The organism is Leifsonia sp. Leaf336, assembly GCF_001423695.1.
Classification (GTDB): Bacteria; Actinomycetota; Actinomycetes; order Actinomycetales; family Microbacteriaceae; genus Leifsonia.
Window position 1 is genome coordinate 93,600 of sequence record NZ_LMOZ01000001.1, and the last position, 17,254, is coordinate 110,853.

At 71.5% G+C, this 17,254-nt stretch carries 18 protein-coding genes; 9 read left to right on the forward strand and 9 right to left on the reverse strand.

All coding sequences use genetic code 11. The annotated features are described in order from the left end of the window. The first annotated feature begins 43 nt into the window (after positions 1 to 43). Positions 44 to 835 (forward strand): helix-turn-helix transcriptional regulator, encoded by a 792-nt coding sequence (locus ASF88_RS00450; protein WP_055912755.1) that lies wholly within the window; start codon positions 44 to 46, stop codon positions 833 to 835. 13 nt (positions 836 to 848) lie between these two features. Continuing rightward, on the forward strand, positions 849 to 2,198 hold the full coding sequence (locus tag ASF88_RS00455; RefSeq protein WP_235493211.1) for a low temperature requirement protein A: 1,350 nt from the start codon (positions 849 to 851) through the stop codon (positions 2,196 to 2,198). Here the strand turns inward: ASF88_RS00455 and purQ are convergent. The 6 genes from purQ to kynA form a co-directional block, all read right to left on the reverse strand. Then, positions 2,170 to 2,868, reverse strand: a complete 699-nt coding sequence (gene purQ / locus ASF88_RS00460) for a phosphoribosylformylglycinamidine synthase subunit PurQ (RefSeq protein WP_055912758.1) — start codon at positions 2,866 to 2,868, stop codon at positions 2,170 to 2,172. The genes ASF88_RS00455 and purQ overlap by 29 nt on opposite strands. Next, positions 2,868 to 3,125: a phosphoribosylformylglycinamidine synthase subunit PurS gene (gene purS / locus ASF88_RS00465; RefSeq protein ID WP_200935208.1), complete on the reverse strand. Its 258-nt coding sequence runs from the start codon at positions 3,123 to 3,125 to the stop codon at positions 2,868 to 2,870. Before purS ends, purQ begins: the two co-directional genes overlap by 1 nt. A gap of 113 nt (positions 3,126 to 3,238) precedes the next feature. Beyond that, complete coding sequence (locus ASF88_RS00470) at positions 3,239 to 4,060, reverse strand: PaaX family transcriptional regulator (RefSeq protein ID WP_082518649.1); 822 nt, start codon at positions 4,058 to 4,060, stop codon at positions 3,239 to 3,241. Beyond that, on the reverse strand, positions 4,057 to 5,352 hold the full coding sequence (locus ASF88_RS00475; protein WP_055912767.1) for a kynureninase: 1,296 nt from the start codon (positions 5,350 to 5,352) through the stop codon (positions 4,057 to 4,059). Before ASF88_RS00475 ends, ASF88_RS00470 begins: the two co-directional genes overlap by 4 nt. Beyond that, positions 5,349 to 6,413 (reverse strand): hypothetical protein, encoded by a 1,065-nt coding sequence (locus ASF88_RS00480; RefSeq protein ID WP_055912770.1) that lies wholly within the window; start codon positions 6,411 to 6,413, stop codon positions 5,349 to 5,351. The genes ASF88_RS00475 and ASF88_RS00480 overlap by 4 nt, the downstream gene beginning before the upstream one ends. Further along, entirely contained in the window at positions 6,410 to 7,270 is an 861-nt protein-coding gene (kynA, locus tag ASF88_RS00485; protein ID WP_055912772.1) for a tryptophan 2,3-dioxygenase, read from the reverse strand. Before kynA ends, ASF88_RS00480 begins: the two co-directional genes overlap by 4 nt. Positions 7,271 to 7,462: 192 nt before the next feature. Here kynA and ASF88_RS00490 point away from each other — a divergent pair, with 192 nt between their 5' ends. From ASF88_RS00490 to ASF88_RS00520, 7 genes are all read left to right on the forward strand, one after another. Then, positions 7,463 to 8,620 carry a TIGR03364 family FAD-dependent oxidoreductase gene (locus ASF88_RS00490; RefSeq protein ID WP_055912775.1) on the forward strand — a complete coding sequence of 386 codons (1,158 nt, stop codon included), beginning with the start codon at positions 7,463 to 7,465 and terminating at the stop codon, positions 8,618 to 8,620. Positions 8,621 to 8,729: 109 nt separating this feature from the next. Then, positions 8,730 to 9,632, forward strand: a complete 903-nt coding sequence (locus ASF88_RS00495) for an HAD family hydrolase (protein WP_082518650.1) — start codon at positions 8,730 to 8,732, stop codon at positions 9,630 to 9,632. Then, complete coding sequence (locus ASF88_RS00500; RefSeq protein ID WP_055912778.1) at positions 9,629 to 10,792, forward strand: alcohol dehydrogenase catalytic domain-containing protein; 1,164 nt, start codon at positions 9,629 to 9,631, stop codon at positions 10,790 to 10,792. Before ASF88_RS00495 ends, ASF88_RS00500 begins: the two co-directional genes overlap by 4 nt. 67 nt (positions 10,793 to 10,859) lie before the next feature. Then, positions 10,860 to 11,525: a TIGR00645 family protein gene (locus ASF88_RS00505; RefSeq protein WP_235493212.1), complete on the forward strand. Its 666-nt coding sequence runs from the start codon at positions 10,860 to 10,862 to the stop codon at positions 11,523 to 11,525. A gap of 45 nt (positions 11,526 to 11,570) precedes the next feature. Beyond that, on the forward strand, positions 11,571 to 12,170 hold the full coding sequence (locus tag ASF88_RS00510) for a uracil-DNA glycosylase (protein WP_055912781.1): 600 nt from the start codon (positions 11,571 to 11,573) through the stop codon (positions 12,168 to 12,170). Between the two features lie 82 nt (positions 12,171 to 12,252). Next, on the forward strand, positions 12,253 to 12,834 hold the full coding sequence (locus ASF88_RS00515; protein ID WP_055912783.1) for a PadR family transcriptional regulator: 582 nt from the start codon (positions 12,253 to 12,255) through the stop codon (positions 12,832 to 12,834). Positions 12,835 to 12,847: 13 nt separating this feature from the next. Then, the gene (locus ASF88_RS00520) at positions 12,848 to 14,533 is read left to right on the forward strand and encodes a DHA2 family efflux MFS transporter permease subunit (protein WP_055912786.1); all 1,686 of its coding nucleotides are present in this window, start codon (positions 12,848 to 12,850) and stop codon (positions 14,531 to 14,533) included. Positions 14,534 to 14,629: 96 nt separating this feature from the next. Here ASF88_RS00520 and ASF88_RS00525 read toward each other — a convergent pair whose 3' ends face one another. From ASF88_RS00525 to ASF88_RS00535, 3 genes are read right to left on the reverse strand one after another with little or no spacing between them, the layout of a single operon-like run. Continuing rightward, a complete protein-coding gene (locus ASF88_RS00525; protein ID WP_055912789.1) occupies positions 14,630 to 15,523 on the reverse strand; it encodes a VOC family protein in 894 nt (297 codons plus the stop codon). Positions 15,524 to 15,571: 48 nt separating this feature from the next. Next, positions 15,572 to 16,288, reverse strand: a complete 717-nt coding sequence (locus ASF88_RS00530) for an RraA family protein (protein WP_055912792.1) — start codon at positions 16,286 to 16,288, stop codon at positions 15,572 to 15,574. Between the two features lie 53 nt (positions 16,289 to 16,341). Beyond that, the gene (locus ASF88_RS00535; protein WP_055912795.1) at positions 16,342 to 17,244 is read right to left on the reverse strand and encodes a phosphoribosylaminoimidazolesuccinocarboxamide synthase; all 903 of its coding nucleotides are present in this window, start codon (positions 17,242 to 17,244) and stop codon (positions 16,342 to 16,344) included. Positions 17,245 to 17,254: the final 10 nt, after the last annotated feature.

A 17,254-nucleotide genomic window follows, 5' to 3' on the forward strand; every position in this document is an offset into this window, starting at 1 on the left:
AAGACGGCGTCACTACTAGTAGTGAGAGCACTAGTATCGACGCGTGGATGCCGACGGAGCGCGCGCGGAGCTGGGTCGCTTTCTGCGCAGCCGTCGCGAGCAGGCGGCGCGCGCGGATTACGGCCTCCCGCCGGTCGGCCGGTCTCGCGACCGCGGCCTCCGCCGCGAGGAGGTCGCCTACCTCTCCGGCGTCAGCGTCACCTGGTACACGTGGCTGGAGCAGGGCCGGCCGATCAACCCGTCGCGATCCGTGCTCGACGCGGTCGCGCGCACGCTGCGGCTGTCGGCCCCCGAGCACGAGTACCTCCTCTCGCTCGCCGGCTTCGGCCTCCCGGCGCCCGGCGGCACCAGACCGGTGGAGGACGCACCGGCGCACGTGCAGCGCCTCCTCGACGCGCTCGGGGACAACCCGGCGTTCGCGCTGGCGCCCGACTGGGGGATCGCCGGCTGGAACGACGCGTACACGCGGCTCTACCCGAACGTCGCGCGGGTTCCGCGCGAGGACCGCAACCTCCTCTGGCTCGTCTACACCGACCCGGCCGTTCGCGAGCTGTTGCCCGACTGGGAGGAGACCAGCGCGCGGTTCCTGGCGGAGTTCCGGGCCGAGACCGGCACACGTGCGGGCGATCCGGCGGTGCGCGCGCTCGTCGAGCGGCTGCGGGAGGCGAGCCCCGAGTTCCGGGAGGCGTGGGACCGCTACGACATCCAGGGCTTCACCTCGCGCGAGCGCCGCTTCCGTCATCCGCGCGACGGCGATGTTCGGCTCGAGCACCACCAGCTCGCCCCGACGGACCATCCGGACCTGCGCGTGGTGGTGTACACGGCGCTCGGGTGAGCAGAATGGGCGTGTGTCCGAGAGCACATCGCCGAGCACGCCGCCGACCTCACCGCCGAGCGCCGGAGCCGGGTTCAACCATCGTCTGATGCGGATGACCGGCCGCGACCCCGGAGAGGCGCATCGTGCCGCGACGCCGCTGGAGCTGCTGTTCGACCTCACGTTCGTCGTCGCGTTCGGCCAGGCCGGCGACCAGCTCGCTCACCTGCTCGCTGTCGGGGAGGTCGCGGCCGGGATCGCCGCGTTCGTTTTCGCCATGTTCGCGATCTGCTGGGCCTGGATCAACTTCTCCTGGTTCGCGTCCGCGTACGACACCGACGATTGGTTCTATCGCGTCACCACGATGGTGCAGATGGTCGGCGTGGTCGTGCTCGCGCTCGGGCTGCCGCAGCTCTTCGCCTCGGTCGAGCACGGAGGGAGCTTCCTGATCGGCGGCCTGGTCGCGGGCTACGTCGTGATGCGGATCGCCATGGTCGCGCAGTGGCTCCGCGCGGCGGTGCAGGACCAGGTGCGACGAAGGGTGGCGCTGACCTACGCCTGTTTCGTCACTGCGGCCCAGATCGGCTGGGTCGTGCTCGTGATCGCGGCGCCCGACTTCATCACCGTGCTCATCGTCGCGGTGCTGCTCTACCTTCTCGAGCTCGGGGGCCCGGCCTTCGCGGAGACCCGGCTCGGCGGCACGCCCTGGAACGCCGCGCACATCGCGGAGCGCTACGGCCTCCTGACGATCATCGCCCTCGGCGAGGTGCTCTTCGGCACGGTCACGTCGGTGTCGGCGCTCGTGGCCGAGCAGGGGTGGAGCGTGGAGGCCGCGCTGGTTGCGGTGGCGGGGGTCGGGCTCACGTTCGGCCTGTGGTGGACGTACTTCATCATCCCCTCGTCCGCGATCCTGCGCCGGTACCGCGGGCGCGCGGTGGTGTGGGGATACAGTCACGTGCTGCTGTTCGCCTCCATCGCCGCGACGGGCGCAGGACTGCACGTGGTCGCGTATCTGATCGAGGGTCAGGCCGAGATCGGGGTGACGGGCGCAATCGTGAGCGTCGCGGTGCCGGTGCTGCTGTTCTCGGTCGTGCTGTTCCTGCTCTACACCTACCTCGTGCACGAGGGCGACTCGTTCCACGTCGGGCTGTTCGCGGGCACGGTGGCGACGCTGGTCGCGGCGGTCTGGCTGGCGGCGGCGGGAGGCTCGCTCGGGGTCAGCCTCATGCTGGTGACGTTGTCGCCCGCGGTCGTCGTGGTGGGCTACGAGACGGTCGGGTACCGCCACCAGGCGGATGTGCTCGCGCGCCAGCTGGCGTCGGCCGACGGGGACTCCGCCGGCCGGGGTCGTGCTGCTAGGCCTCGACCAGGGCCGAACGGATGACCGAGGTGAAGAACGTGAGTCCGTCGGTGCCGGAGCGCATCGCGGCCGCGGTGTCGGGGCCGAAGCCCGGCTCGACCGCGTGCTCGGGGTGCGGCATCAGGCCGACGACGTTGCCGCGCTCATTGCGAACGCCGGCGATGTCGTCGAGCGAACCGTTCGGGTTGACGCCGGTGTAGCGGAACACCACGAGGCCCTCGCCCTCGAGCCGCTTCAGCTCCTCGGCGGACGCGATGAAGCCGCCCTCGCCGTTCTTGAGCGGAATGACGATCTCCTGGCCCTGCTCGAAGCCGCTCGTCCACGGGGTGCTGGTGTTCTCCACCACGAGGTGCTGGTCGCGGCGGATGAAGTTGCCGTGGTCGTTGCGGATCAGGCCGCCGGCGACGAGGTGCGCCTCCGCCAGCATCTGGAAGCCGTTGCAGATGCCGAGCACCGGCATCCCGCGGCCGGCGGCGTCAACGACCTCGGTCATGATCGGCGAGAGGCTCGCGATGGCGCCGCAGCGCAGGTAGTCGCCGTAGCTGAACCCGCCCGGCAGCACGAGGGCGTCGACGCCCTGGAGGTCGTGGTCGCCGTGCCAGAGCGCGACAGGCTCCGCGCCGGCGAGCCGCACGGCGCGCAGTGCGTCGCGGTCGTCGAGCGAGCCGGGGAACGTGATGACGCCGATGCGCATCAGGCGTCGCCCTCCGGGTAGTGGATGCCCACGACGTCTTCGATCACGGAGTTGGAGAGGATCTCGTTCGCGATCTCCTCGACGGCGGCCTTGGTCGCGTCGTCGATCGGGCCGTCGACGCTCAACTCGAAGCGCTTGCCGACCCGGACGGCCGAGAATTGGCCCTTGCCGATGCGGGCCAGGGCGCCGGCGACGGCCTTGCCCTGCGGGTCGAGCAGTTCTGCCTTGGGCATGACTTCAACAACGATCGTCGACAAGGGTGATCTCCGCTCCACTCGCGCATCCGGGGCCAGCAGCGATTCTACCGTGGCGGCGCGACCCTCCGAGCACGCGCGAATTCACCCGGGAGGGCGTCGGACGCGCAGAGAATCTAGGTGCGCGACGGGACCGCGGCCTCGCGGGAGGCGAAGGCGACGGCGCGCGGGGCGAGGTCGCGGTGCAGGCGGGCGAACAGCGCCGCGGAGGCCTCCCCGGGCCATTCGGCCGGCAGCGCGGCGGCGGGGAAGCCCGGGTCGCGATACGGGATCACGCGCCACTCGTCGAGTACGCGGATCCACAGCGCGAACGCCTCGGCGTCGGCGGTGGGCACCGTCGTGTCGCCGAACCGGGAGAGGAACGACTCGTGCAGCGCGCGGAGGGCCTCCAGGTCGTACCAGCGGGAGACGGCGACCGCGAGCTCCGCTGCGTCGGCGGCGGGCCGGGCTCCGGTGAAGAGGTCGGCGCCGAACTCGGCCGCGACTTCCGCGAGCTCGGGCTCGAGACGGTCGGGGCCGATCCATAGCCCGTCCGCGACGGTGCCGCAGCCGAGAGCCGCGAGCCGCCGGCGCAGCTGATGGCGCAGGGAGCGCTGGTGCTCGGGGAACGAGAAGGAGACCAGACACCAGTGCTCGGTGGCGCGGCGCTCGCCGAAGATGCGGGCGTCGCCGCGCTCGAGCATCGGCACGGCCTCCGGGTCGAGCGAGTACCCGGCCACGCCGTCCAGCGGCTCGCGGACGAGCACGCCGCGCGAGCAGAGCCGCGCGAGACTGGAACGCGCGGTCGCGGCGGGGAAGCCCAGCGCGCCCATCAGCTCGACCGCGCCCGCAGAGCTCATCCAGCCGCCGATCGGGCGCAGCGTGCTGCCGACGACCGTGCGGAGCAGGGCGGTGGCCGAGCCGCTGCGCGCCTCCAGATCCTCGCGGCCGATGGTCACTCGTGGATCAGCTCCCCGAGCACGTCGCGCACGGCGGCCAGGCCGACCGCGACCTCCTCGAAGCTCGTGCTCAGCGGCGACAGGCCGATCCGGAGGCCGCCGGGATCGCGGTAGTCGGGGATGACGTCCCGCTCCCAGAGCCGCGCGGTGACCTCCCGCATCGCCGGATGGTTCAGCGTGAGGTGACCTCCCCGGCGCTCAGGGTCGCGCGGACTCGCGAGCGCGACGCCGAGCGGGGTCAGCCAGGTCTCGGCCAGGCGCAGCGCGAACTCGGTGAGGGCGACCGACTTGTCGCGCACCGCCTGGATGCCGCACTCGCGGATCATCGCGACGGTGTCCTGGAGGGCGAGCATCCCGACGATCGGCGGGGTGCCGGACAGGAAGCGCCGGAGGCCGTCGGCCGGCTGGTACTCCGGTCCCATCAGGAAGACGTCGCGGACGCCCATCCAGCCCTGGATCGGCTGGACCAGCCGGCTCTGCAGGCGTTCGTTCACGTAGCCGAAGGCGGGCGAACCCGGGCCGCCGTTCAGATACTTGTAGGTGCAGCCGACGGCGAGGTCGACCTCCCAGTCGTCGAGCTCGACGGGCACGGATCCGGCGGAGTGGCACAGATCCCACAGCACGAGCGCGCCCGCGTCGTGCACGATGCGGGTGATCGCCCGGGCGTCGGCGAGGAAGCCGGAACGGTAGGCGACGTGGCTCAGGACCACCAGTGCGGTGCGCGGTCCGACGGCCGCGGAGACCTGTTCCGGGGTGACGCCGGCCTCGGTGTCGGCCTCGATCCAGACGAGGTCGAGGCCCCGCTCGCGCGCGATGCCGTCGAGCACGTAGCGGTCGGTCGGGAAGTTGTCGGTGTCCAGCACGATCTCGCTGCGCTCGGGCAAGGAGTCGACGGCCGCGCGCGCGAGCTTGTAGAGCAGGACCGTCGTCGAGTCGCCGATGAAGACCTGGCCGGTTCCGGCGCCGAGGGCGGTGGAGCCGAGGTCGTCGCCGATGCGGAACGGGAGTTCCATCCACTCCTCGTCCCACCCGCGGATCAGGCGGCCTCCCCAGCCGTCGATCACGAAGCGCTGGAGGCGCTCGACGCTCGCGACGGCGGGGCGGCCGAGCGAGTTGCCGTCGAAGTAGGCGAGCACGGGCTCCGGAGTCGCAGCGCTCGGCGTGACGCCGACGAAGCGCTCACGGTAGGCGGCGAGGGGGTCGGCGGCGTCGAGTGCGCGCGCCGCCGCCAGAGGGTCGCCGTCGAGGGCCTCGTCGTCGGCGAAGGGGTCGTCAGTGGGGGTGTCGGTCATGAGTGCTCCTGTCGGATGGGCGCGAGGTCGGAGAGGTGGAGGCCGCGCGCGCCGGCCAGCCAGGCGGCGAGGCGGGCGGGTTCTGCGGGAGGCGGGGAGGGGACCCAGGCGACGCGGGGGCCGAGGGGTGGGGTGGTTTCGATTGTGCTGGTGCCGCTGGTGCTGGTGGTGTCCGCGATCGTGCGGAGGAGGGCGGGGCCGTTCAGCCCTGCCTTCTGGAGGGCGGCGAGTTCGCGCGCGTTCACGCCGACCGGGAGGTCGCCGTTGCCGAGGTCGGTGCCGTAGAGCACGCGCCCGCCGCGGGCCGCGAAGCGGCGGAGGTTGTCGACGGCGATGCGAAACGCGGCGGTCGGCGTGCCCCAGCCGTGGATGTCGAGGGTGCTGATCCAACTCATCCCCGCGTCGACCGCCTCGGCCACAAGCCCGTCGTCGAGGCGTTCGCTGAACGGGGTGTGGGCGAGCTGGTCGACGCCGGCGCGCAGGGCTCGGGCGGTCTGGCCGACGCCCTCCACGTGGGCGACGACCGGGATGCCGGCCGCATGAGACTCCTGCACAATCGCGCTCAAGGTCAGGTTGTCCACGGTTTCGCCCGCGTCGCTGTTGAGCGCGACTTTGATGCGGGAGGCTCCTGTCATGATCTGTTGCTGCACTGCTTCTCCGGCCTCCCGGGGGCCGCCCACCTCGCTCGCCGCACCGGGAGGAGCCCACCCCGACATCACGGGGTAGCCACCGGGAGCGGTGAGGAGCGCGCCCGCGATGGCGACGGCCGGGCGGTCGCGCACGTCACGCAGCCAGGTGGCGGCGACGGACGGGACCCAGCCCAGGTCGACCGCGTGCGTGATGCCACCGCGGAAGAGTGCGGTGGGGTTGCTCAGGCCGAGGTGCGTGTGGTGGTCGGTGAGCGACGCGAAGAGGGTGCCGCCGAGCTCGACGACGTTCGACGTGGTCGCGACGTCCGTCGCCCGCTGGAGGCGCTCGCCGACGAGCGAGAGGAGGGTCGGGCCGGTGAAGCGGTCGCCGGTCCAGAGCGCGTCGACTCGGACGAGCCCGCCGCTGCTCACTCCGGCGCGCCGATCTCGGTGCGCACCGCGAAGAGCTCGGGGAAGAACGTGAGGTCGAGGGCCTTCTGCAAGAAGGACACGCCGCTCGAGCCGCCGGTGCCGACCTTCATGCCGATGGTGCGTTGCACCGTCTTGAGGTGGCGGAAGCGCCAGAGCTGGAAGTTGTCCTCCAGATCGACCAGTTCTTCGCAGGCCTCGTACTCGCTCCAGTGCTCCGCGGCGTGCTCGTAGATGTCGCGGAAGACGGGGACGAGTTCTGGGCAGAAGACGTGGGCCTCCGTCACGTCGCGGTCGAGCACCGACTGCGGCACGGGGTGGCCGGCGCGCGCCAGGTACCGCAGGAACTCGTCGTAGACGCTGGGCGCCTCCAGCAGCTCGGTCAGCAAGGCCAGGGCGTCGGGGTCGTCGCGGAACACGGTCAGCATGCGCCGGTTCTTGTTGCCGAGCACGAACTCCACGGCGCGGTACTGGTACGACTGGAAACCGGACGAGTTGCCGAGGAATCCGCGGAACTGCGCGTACTCGGTCGGCGTCAGGGTGGCGAGCACGGACCACTGCTCGGTGAGCGTCTTCTGGATGTGCTTGACGCGCGCGATGCGCTTGAGCGCCTGCGGGAGCTGGTCGGCCCGGAGCAGGTCGCGGGCGTCCTCGAGTTCGTGCAGCACGAGCTTGAGCCAGAGCTCGGTCGTCTGGTGCTGGATGATGAACAGCAGCTCGTCGTGATGCTCGGGGACGCTCACCGGCTTCTGTGCGCTGAGCAAAGTGCCGAGGTCCAAGTACGACCCGTACGACATCCGCTCACGGAAGTCGGTGACGATGTCCGGGTCGAACTCTCGGGTGTTCTCGTTGACAGCCATGTTGCGATTCTGCGTCGATCGTCACGAAAGTGCAACAGGTAAGCCGCTCGCGGGGCACGAAGGGCGGCGGGAGGCCGATCGGCACCCGCACGTTCGCCTCCGTTCACCCGCCGGTTACCCGGAGTTGCCGCCTCCGTCGTCGCTGCCTCCTAGCGTGGAGGCGCTGCGTCGGCACGCGGACGGGAGACGGGCATGGGCAGGCACTACGACCTCGCGATCGTCGGCGGTGGAATCGTCGGACTCGGCCATGCCGTCGCGGCCCTGCGCCGCGGCCTCACCGTGGCCGTCGTCGATCGGGCGTCGAGCGTGAACGGCGCGTCCATCCGCAACTTCGGCCATCTCGGCATCACCGGTCAGGAGGGCGAAGCGCGGGCGTACGCCGAGCTGGCACGCGAGCTGTGGCTGACCCTGTCGGTCGAGGCGGGGTTCTGGCTGCGCGAGTCCGGCGCGGTGGTCGTCGCCCAGGCGCCGGACGAGCTGGACGTGCTCCAGGAGTTCCGCGATCGGCGCGGCGGCCACGATGTGCGGTTGCTCACGCCCGCGCAGGTGCGGGAGCGGATCCCCGTGGGAGACGGCGTCGCCGTCGGCGGTGCGCATCTTCCGGCCGACCTCCAGGTCGATCCGCGCGAGGCGGCCCCCGCGATCGCGCGCTGGCTCGACGCGCACGGGGTCGACTTCTTCTGGCAGACGACAGTGACCGGCGTCGAGACAGGACGCGTGCACACCTCGCGCGGACGCGTGTCGGCCGACGCGGTGGTCGTCGCCGTGAATCAGGACGTCGACCAGCTCTTCCCCGGCATCGCGGAGGCGAACGGCATCCAGCGCTGCGGTCTCGACATGATGCTCGTGGAGGCCGAGCTGGACGAACCGCTCGCGGCGCCCGTGCTCACCGGGTGGTCGCTCCTGCGCCTCCCCGGGTTCGCGCACACCCCGTCTGCGGACGCGCTGCGCGAACGGCTGGCCGCGGAGGATCCGGTGCCGGCCGCCCTCGACGCCGACCTGATGTACGTGCAGCGACCGGACGGCGCGCTGATCCTCGGCCACACCCGCCACCGCGGTGACGACGTGTCGCCGTTCCAGTCGGAGTCCGCCTCCGAGCTGCTCGTCGAGCGCGCACGGACGCTCTTCGGGCTCGGCCGCGTGCGAGTACTCGAGCGCTGGCAGGGCATCGATGCAGCGGCGCCCGACGACTTCCTCGTGTCGTCCCCGGCGCCGTCGGTGAGGGTCGTCTCCGTCACTGGTGGCATCGGCATGACAACCGGACTCGGTCTCGCGGACCGGGTCGTCGATGAGCTCTTCTCGACCGCTCCGGGAGTGCTGACCGCGGCAGGGGCCGCCCGCTCCCGCTGACCTCCGCCGGCCGCCCGAGCCGGCCTCCCACCACCGACCGCCCCGCAACCGACCGCCCCGCCGACACCCGCCCCGCCGACCAGGAAGACCGCACAGAAAGGCTTCTGCCATGTCCCCTGAAGGACTCATCACGAGTGAGTTCGACGACGCCGCGATCATCGACGCCGATGTCGCCGCCGTCGCCGCCGCCGTCGACGAAGGCGAGGATCCCGACGACCTCGCCGACCTCGAAGTCGTGGTGCTCGATCTGACGGGCACCACCGTGGTCGACGACGGCCTCGTGGAGCGGGCGTTCGAGCGCGCCGCAGACGCCGCAGGCATCGCCGAGTCCGACGACGAGTTCGAGCGCGCGCTCGCGTTCGTCCGCGCGACCACGGGTCGCTCGACCGTGGCGGTCTTCCGCGCCCTCACCGGCGATGAGGAGCAGGCGCAGCACGCCAACGCCGTCTTCGAGTCGTCCTACGCCGAGCTCGCGGCCGCGGGCGGGATCCGGCCCGTTCCCGGGGCCGCGGAGATCATCCGGCGTCTGCGCGCGATCGGCGTGGCCGTCGTCCTGACCACCGGGCTCTCGCGCGCCACTGCCGACGCCGTGCTCGACGCCGTCGGCTGGCGCGACCTCGCCGACCTCACCCTCACCCCGGCGGAGGCGGGCCGGGGCGGCCCGTACCCCGACCTCCCGCTGACGGCGCTGCTGCGGACGGGGACGTCCACCGTCGAGGGGATGGTCGTCGTCGGTGACACCTCCGCCGATATCGCGAGCGGCCTGGCCGCGGGCGCCGGTCTCGTCGTCGGGGTGTTGACGGGCTCGAACGACGAGCGCGCGCTCACCGCTGCCGGAGCCGATGCCGTCGTCGCGAGCGTCGCCGACCTCGGCGAGTTGCTCGGCCTCGACGACCTGGAGCACGTCGACAGGCTCGACGACGACTTCGACGACTTCGACGACTTCGACGACTTCGACGACTTCGATGACCTCGACGCGGACGACCAGCCGGAGGGGCAGACCCCGCGGTGACGATCAAAGCAGTGACCCCGCGCGTCGTCGAGCCACCGGCGAGCCTGGGGATGGGGGTGAGCGTGTATCCGTCGGCCACCGCGATGGTGTGGCCGGGTGAGGGGCACACGCACGAGGCGGTCGCCGTGCCCGGTGTGCGGCTCGCGCCCGGCGACGCGCTCGTGGAGGTGGAGCTCGCGACGGTCTGCGGGTCCGATGTCGAGACGGTGCTCGGCCATCGGCCGGCCTCCACGCCGCTGGTGCTGGGTCACGAGCAGGTCGGCAGGGTGATCGCACTCGGCCGCGGCGGCGCGAAGACGACCGACGGCAAGCGGGTGGCGCTCGGGGAGCGGGTGGTCTGGTCGGCCGCCGTGCCCTGCGGCCGGTGCGCGCGGTGCCGCCGAGGCGTCCCGCAGCAGTGCGTGAGCCTCCAGAAGTACGGGCACGAACGCATGCGGCGCGGCTGGGAGCTCTCGGGCGGCTTCGCCACGCACACGCACATCCTGGACGGCACCCCGCTGGTGGCCGTCCCCGAGGGCGTCGCGGCCGAGGTGCTCGCACCCGCGTCGTGCTCCACCGCGACGGTCGCGGCGGCGCTCGAGGCAGCGGCGGCGATCGTCCCGCTCGACGGAGCGCTGCTGGTCATCGCCGGCGCAGGGATGCTCGGACTGACGGCCACCGCGATGGCGACGGAGGCGGGGGCGAAGGTCGTCGTGATCGACCCCCTCCCGGAACGACGCGAGACCGCGCTGCTGTTCGGCGCCCTCGCGGTCGCCGACCCGAACGCCGCGCCGGGAGCCCGCTCGGGTCTGCAGCACGCGCTGGCCAAGGCGGGAGGCCGCGCCTCCGTGCCCTCGATCGCCCTCGAGCTCTCAGGTGCAGCATCCGCCGTCCGCTCGTTGCTCTCCGTCGTCGACGTGGGGGGCGTGCTGGTCCTCGCCGGTTCGGTGTCGCCCGGCCCGGAGCTGCCGGTCGTCCCCGACCTTCTCGTGCGGCACCTGCTCACCATCCGCGGCGTCCACAACTACGCGCCGCGGCACCTGGAGGAGGCGGTGCGGTTCCTGACCGACGCGGGCGCCAAGTATCCGTTCGCTCAGCAGGTCGGCGCCGTGTTCCCCCTCGCCGAGGTGGATGCGGCGCTGGTGTGCCGAGGTTCTGCGCGGGTGGCGGTGCGGCCGTAGTTCTTTCCTGAGCGTTCTCACATTTTCGGGTTCGTATTCTGGGATCCGCCCGACCGTGAGGACACCCGTGATCGAGACCCCTGTCGCCCCGACCACCGCCCAGCCCGCCGCCGACGACCAGCCGCCCGCACCGCCCGCGCCGCGCCCAGCCGCGTCACCGTCCCCTCGGATGCCGAGCCGCGTGATCGGTGCCCTGATCTTCTCCAGCCGGTGGTTGCAGGCCCCGCTCTACCTGGGCCTGATCGTCGCGCAGGCCGTCTACGTCTACGTGTTCGTGGTCGAACTGTGGCACCTCACCGAGGAGGTGATCTCCGACCCGAGCCACGTCGACGAGGCCTACGTCATGCTGGCGGTGCTCGGGCTGATTGACGTCGTGATGATCGCCAACCTCCTCATCATGGTGATCATCGGAGGCTACGAGACGTTCGTCTCGCGCGTGAACGTACAGGGGCATCCCGACCAGCCCGAGTGGCTCTCGCACGTCAACGCCAACGTGCTGAAGGTCAAGCTCGCGATGGCGATCATCGGCATTTCGTCCATCCACCTCCTGAAGACGTTCATCGCGGTCGGCGACCTGGGCGCCACGAACGGCGGCTCCATCGACGGGGAGCGGTACACCTCGCTCGGCGTGTTCTGGCAGGTGATGATCCATCTGGTGTTCATCGTGTCAGCCGTGGCGCTCGCCGCGATCGACCGGATGTCGAAGCCGCGCGGGGCCGCTGCGGTGCACTGACCGGCGGCGCTGACGCGCGCGCCGCCCTCGTGCCAGGGTGGAGGCGTGCCCGCCGATCCGCTCGCCCGCTTCTTCGAGCTGCTGCGCGCGCTGCCCGAACCCGTCGACGCAGAGCCGCTCTACGGTGACGACGCCGAGGGGCGGCGCCGCGAGCGCAACCTCCGCCGCTACTTCGCGATGCCGCACGCGCCCGTGCTGCTGCTCGGCGAGGCGCCGGGGTGGCGGGGGATGACCGTGACGGGAGTGCCGTTCGTGTCCGTTCGGGAGGCGCAGGCCGGGCTGGAGCTCCCCGAACATCCGCAGGCGCCGTGGGAGGCCTCCAGTCGGGTGGTGTGGGCGACGCTGCGCGACTGGCGCGGGCCGATCCCCCTGTCGTGGCCGGTGTATCCCCTGCATCCGTTCGTGGCGGGCGACCCGCGCACCAATCGCACGCCGAGGCCCGCCGAGGTGCGGGCCGGGGCGCCGGTCGCGCTCGAGCTGATCCGAGCGCTCGACATCGAGACTGTTGTCGCCGTCGGGCGCAAGGCGCAGGGCGCGATCGCCGCTGCGGGCGTGGAGGCGCCGGCGATCCGGCCCCCCGCGCAGGGCGGGGCGGCGCTCTTCGCCGAGCAGCTGATCGAGCTGAACCGCGGCCTTAAGCCGTAGCCGCTTGCGTCGCGATTGCCCCTCGCGTATTATTCCATGTGGAATAATCCTCTCCGATCATCATCCACCACCCGAGAGATCCATGCCGCACTCCCCCTCCCTGACACCTCTCGCCGTCGCAGCGCTCGCGCTGCTCGCCGAGGGGCCGACGCACCCGTACGAGATGTATCAGACGCTCGTGATGCGCTCGGAGGACCGGCTCGTCAAGGTGCGCCCGGGATCGCTGTACCACACGGTCGACCGGCTGGCCCGCCAGGGCCTGGTCCGGTCGACCGGCACCGAGCGCGAGGGCAACCGCCCGGAGCGCACCACCTACGAGATCACGGAGGAGGGCACCCTGGCGCTGGGCGAACGCGTCGCGGACATCATCGCGACGCCGGTCAACGAGTTCCCGGAGTTCCCGCTCGGCCTCGGCGAGGCGCACAACCTCCCGCTCGAGACCGTGATCGACCTCCTGCGCAAGCGCGTCGGCCTGCTCCGTGCCGACATCGCGCTCCTCGACGACGGCATCCGCCGCGTCACGGCGAAGGAGCTGCCCGCCAAGTACTGGCTCGACGTGCGCTACCTGCGCACGATGGCGGAGGCCGACGCCTCCGCCCTCGAAGCCCTCATCGACGACCTCGACTCGGGATCCATCTCCTGGGACGAGGAGAAGAAGCACTGAGAGAAAGAATCACATGGAACGCCAACTGAAGCCGTGGCCCGCCCTCTGGGCGCTCGTCATCGGGTTCTTCATGATCCTGATCGACACGACCATCGTGTCGGTCGCCAACCCGTCGATCATGAAGGGCCTCGACCTCGGGACGGACTACAACGCGGTCATCTGGGTCACCAGCGCCTACCTGCTCGCGTACGCCGTCCCGCTGCTGATCACCGGTCGCCTCGGCGACCGCTTCGGCCCCAAGAACATCTACCTCATCGGGCTCGTGATCTTCACCCTGGCCTCCGCGTGGTGCGGGTTCTCCGGAGCGCTGCCGGGAGGCGGCATCGGGATGCTGATCGCCGCCCGCGTCGTGCAGGGTCTCGGCGCCGCGCTGATGACCCCGCAGACGATGGCCGTCATCACCCGCATCTTCCCGCCGGACCGTCGTGGTGCCGCCATGGGCCTCTGGGGCGCCGTCGCCGGCGTCGCGACCCTGATCGGCCCGCTGCTCGGCGGTGTCCTCGTCGACACGCTCGGCTGGGAGTGGATCTTCTTCATCAACGTGCCGGTCGGAATCGTCGCCTTCATCCTCGCGATGCGCCTCGTGCCCAAGCTGCCGACGCACACGCACGCCTTCGACATCCTCGGCGTGCTGCTCTCGGGCGTCGGCATGTTCCTGCTGGTCTTCGGCATTCAGGAGGGCGGCACTTACAACTGGGGGACCATCGGCGACGGCCCGTTCAGCGTGTGGGGTCTGATCATCGCCGGCATCGTCGTCCTGATCGCGTTCGTCGTCTGGCAGGCGCTCAACAAGAAGGAGCCGCTGCTTCCGCTCCCGCTGTTCAAAGACCGCAACTTCTCGCTCAGCAACGGCGCGATCACCACGGTCGGCTTCGCGGTGACCTGTATGGCGCTGCCGCTGGTGTTCTACTTCCAGACCGTCCGCGGCCTCACCCCGACCGAGTCGGCGCTGATGCTCGCCCCGACTGCGGTGCTCTCCGGCGTGCTCGCCCCGGTGATGGGCCGGCTGATCGACAAGATCAACCCGAAGTGGGTCGCGACCCCGGGCCTCGTGCTCTTCTCGCTGTCGCTGTTCCTCTACTCGCGGATGCTCACGCCGGATGTCAGCATCTGGTGGCTGCTCGTCCCGAGCGCCCTGCTCGGCATCGCGATGTCCGGTGTCTGGGGTCCGATCTCCGCGACCACGACCCGCAACCTTCCGATGGACCAGGCGGGTGCGGGGTCGGGCGTCTTCAACACCACACGCCAGATCGGTGCGGTGCTCGGCAGCGCCTCCATCTCGGCGCTCATCACGAGTCGTCTCGCCGCCGACCTGCCGAAGGCGCCGGGCGGCGCGGCTCCGGCCACCACCACCGGCACCGAGCTGCCGACCTTCCTGCACGCCGGGTTCACCCAGGCGATGTCGGAGGCCCTGCTGCTGCCGGCGGCCGTCGCCTTCCTCGGCGCCCTCATCGTCATCTGGTGGGAGAAGCCCCGTCCGCCCGCGTGGGGACCGCGCGCCGTGGCCCCTGCGGGAGCACAGGCCGAGGCGACGCTGGGCTCCGCGGAGCCCGCGGCGGCCGGAGCCGCGCACGGCGCTCACGCCGCCGCGGCACCGATCGACGCGGTGCAGCACGGCGCGCACGCGGCCGAACCGGCCGAAGCGCTTCGCGACGGCGACGAGCACCACGGCATCCACGCCGCGCCGGCCACCGACTGACGAACGCCTGAACAAAGGGAGGACTCCCGAGCCGATCCGGCCCGGGAGTCCTCCCTTCGCTGCTTTCCGGCGTCACGGCGCCGCGGATCTCCTCCGCTACGGCTCGGCGACCACCCGCACGGCGTTCGCCCACGGGTCGTCGAAGGCGACCGAGCGGCCGTCGTCGCGCGTCTGCACCCCGTAGTGCCGCATCCGCTCGGTCAGGGCGCCGATGTCGTCGGCCCCGGGGAGGCGCAGCTCCACCTCGCCGAGTCCGAGGGCGAGCCGTCGCGCGCCCGCACCTCGGCTGTTCCAGGTGTTCATCGCCATGTGGTGGTGGTAGCCGCCTGCGGAGACGAACAGTGCCGACGAGCCGACGGAGGCCGTGGCTTCGAATCCGAGCCGATCGACGTAGAAGGCGCGCGCAGTCGCGACGTCGCCCACCGAGAGATGCACGTGGCCGACGGTCGCGTCACCGAATCGCGGGTCGTCGCCGGGCGTGTCCGCAGCGGCCTCGGCCAGCGCGGCGCCACGGTCGGTGAGGTGCTCGCGGAGGAACGCGTTCGGGTCGAGGAAGAGCGTGTCCATCTCCACCTGACCGTGGGTCCAACTCCACTGGCTGCGGTCGCGGTCCCAGTACAGCTCGACGCCGTTGCCCTCCGGATCGGTGAAGTAGAAGGCCTGCGACACCAGGTGGTCGGCGCTGCCGGTGAACGTGCCGGGCGCGCGTCGCGCGACGGAGTAGACCGCGGCGGCGAGGGCCTCCTGGCTGTCGAAGAGGATCGCCGTGTGGAACAGGCCGGCCTCGCCGGGTGAGGCGTGCTTCAGCTCCGGCGCATGCTCCAGGATGACGGACGGGGTCGCCCCTCGGCCCAGGATGACGCGTCCGCCCTCGGCGGCCAGCACGGCCAGCGTGACGGCGTCGCGGTAATAGGCGGTCATCGCATCGAGATCGGCGACGCGCAGCGTCACCGCTCCCATGGCGGAGTCGGCAGGCAGGAGTTCGGGCATGGGAGATTCAACAGCCGGGGGGCCGCAAGAATTTCGTCTCCCGTGCTTTCAGGTCTCGATCGCCCCACCGGTCTCGGCGAGGTAGCGGCGCAGCGTCAGCGTCGGGTCGGCGGATTGGAGCTCGCGGTAGCGGCGGAAGTCGAGCTGGTCGCGCAGGGAGGAACCGGCCCGCATCCGGTCGGCCTGGGCGCCTTCGACCGACTGGATGCGCTGCGCCTCCGCGAAGAGCTCGTCGTCGTGGCCGCCCGCGATGACGAGGATGCCGTCGTCGTCCCCTACGATCCAGTCGCCCGGTGCCACGGCGACCCCGTCGAGGAACGCCCTGCGCATGGCCGTGCCGGCCGGAGGAACGCGCCGCGGCCCGAACGGATGCGCACCGAGGCTGAACAGCGGGAGGCCGATCTCGCGCAGCTGGGCGGTGTCGCGATGGAGCCCCCAGATGACCGCGCCGGCCATCCCGGCGCCGGCAGCCTCCAGCAGCATGAGGTCACCGACGCAGGCTTCGTCGCGGCGGCCTCCATTGTCGACCACGAGCACTGCCCCGGGCGGCGCGTCGTCGATCGTCTCGAGGAGGACGTCCACGCTGCCGAGGTGCGTGACCGGTGCGGCCGGTCCCTGGAAAGGGCGTCCGGGGAGGAGAGCGGTGAGGGTGACGGGTGCGACGGCGACCGGGATGCCGAGGCGCACCGCGGCGTCGGAGAGGGCGGCGGTCGCGACGGTAGTGGCCTCCGCGATCGAGGCAGGGAGCGCTGTGTTCGTATCCATGGCGCGACGCTACCGCCGTCCGCATGCGCGCGGGGGAATGCGCCTCCTGACGCCTACTCCCCGGTCAGCCGCCGCAGCAGCTCACGGTAGCGGTCGGCGGTGCGGGCCACGATCTCGTCGGGGAGGTGCGGAGGCGTACCGGTCTTGTCCCAGTTGGCGGCCAGCCAGTCCCGCACGATCTGCTTGTCGAAGCTCGCCATCCGCTCGCGGGCCGTTGAGGCGGTCGCGAACACCCGGGCGTCCCAGTACCGGCTGGAGTCGCTGGTCAGCACCTCGTCGGCGAGGGTGATCTCGCCCGTCGTCCGGTCGGCGCCGAACTCGAACTTCGTGTCGGCGATGATCACGCCGCGGTCCTCGGCGATCGCCGCACCTCGCGCGTACACCTCGAGCGAGAGCCGGCGCAGCTCCTCGGCGATCTGCGGGCCGACCAGCTCCACGGTGCGCTCGAAACTGATGTTCTCGTCGTGCTCGCCGAGCGGAGCCTTCCACGCGGGAGTGTAGATCGGCTCGGGGAGGCGGTCGCCGTCGGTGAGACCGGAGGGCAGGGGCACGCCGCAGACGCTCTGGGACTGCTGGTACTCGGCCCAGCCGCTGCCGGTCAGATAGCCGCGCACGACGCACTCGATCGGGAACATGTCCAGAGGCTTCACGAGCATCGCGCGGCCCGACACGTCGGCCGGGATCCGCTCGACGACCCGGTCGCCGTCGAGGCGGTGGTCGGGGATCAGATGGTTGGGGACGCCGTGCAGCCGGTCGAACCACCATAGGCTCAGGGTGGTGAGCAGCTCGCCCTTGCCGGGGATTCCCGGCTCGAGCACGTGGTCGAACGCACTCACGCGGTCGGAGGCCACGACGAGCACGGCGTCGGTGTCCTCCAGCCCGTCCGCGCCCTCCGGCACGTACAGGTCGCGGACCTTCCCGGAGTAGACGTGCTTCCAGCCTGCCAGTTCGCTCACCCGTCCATCG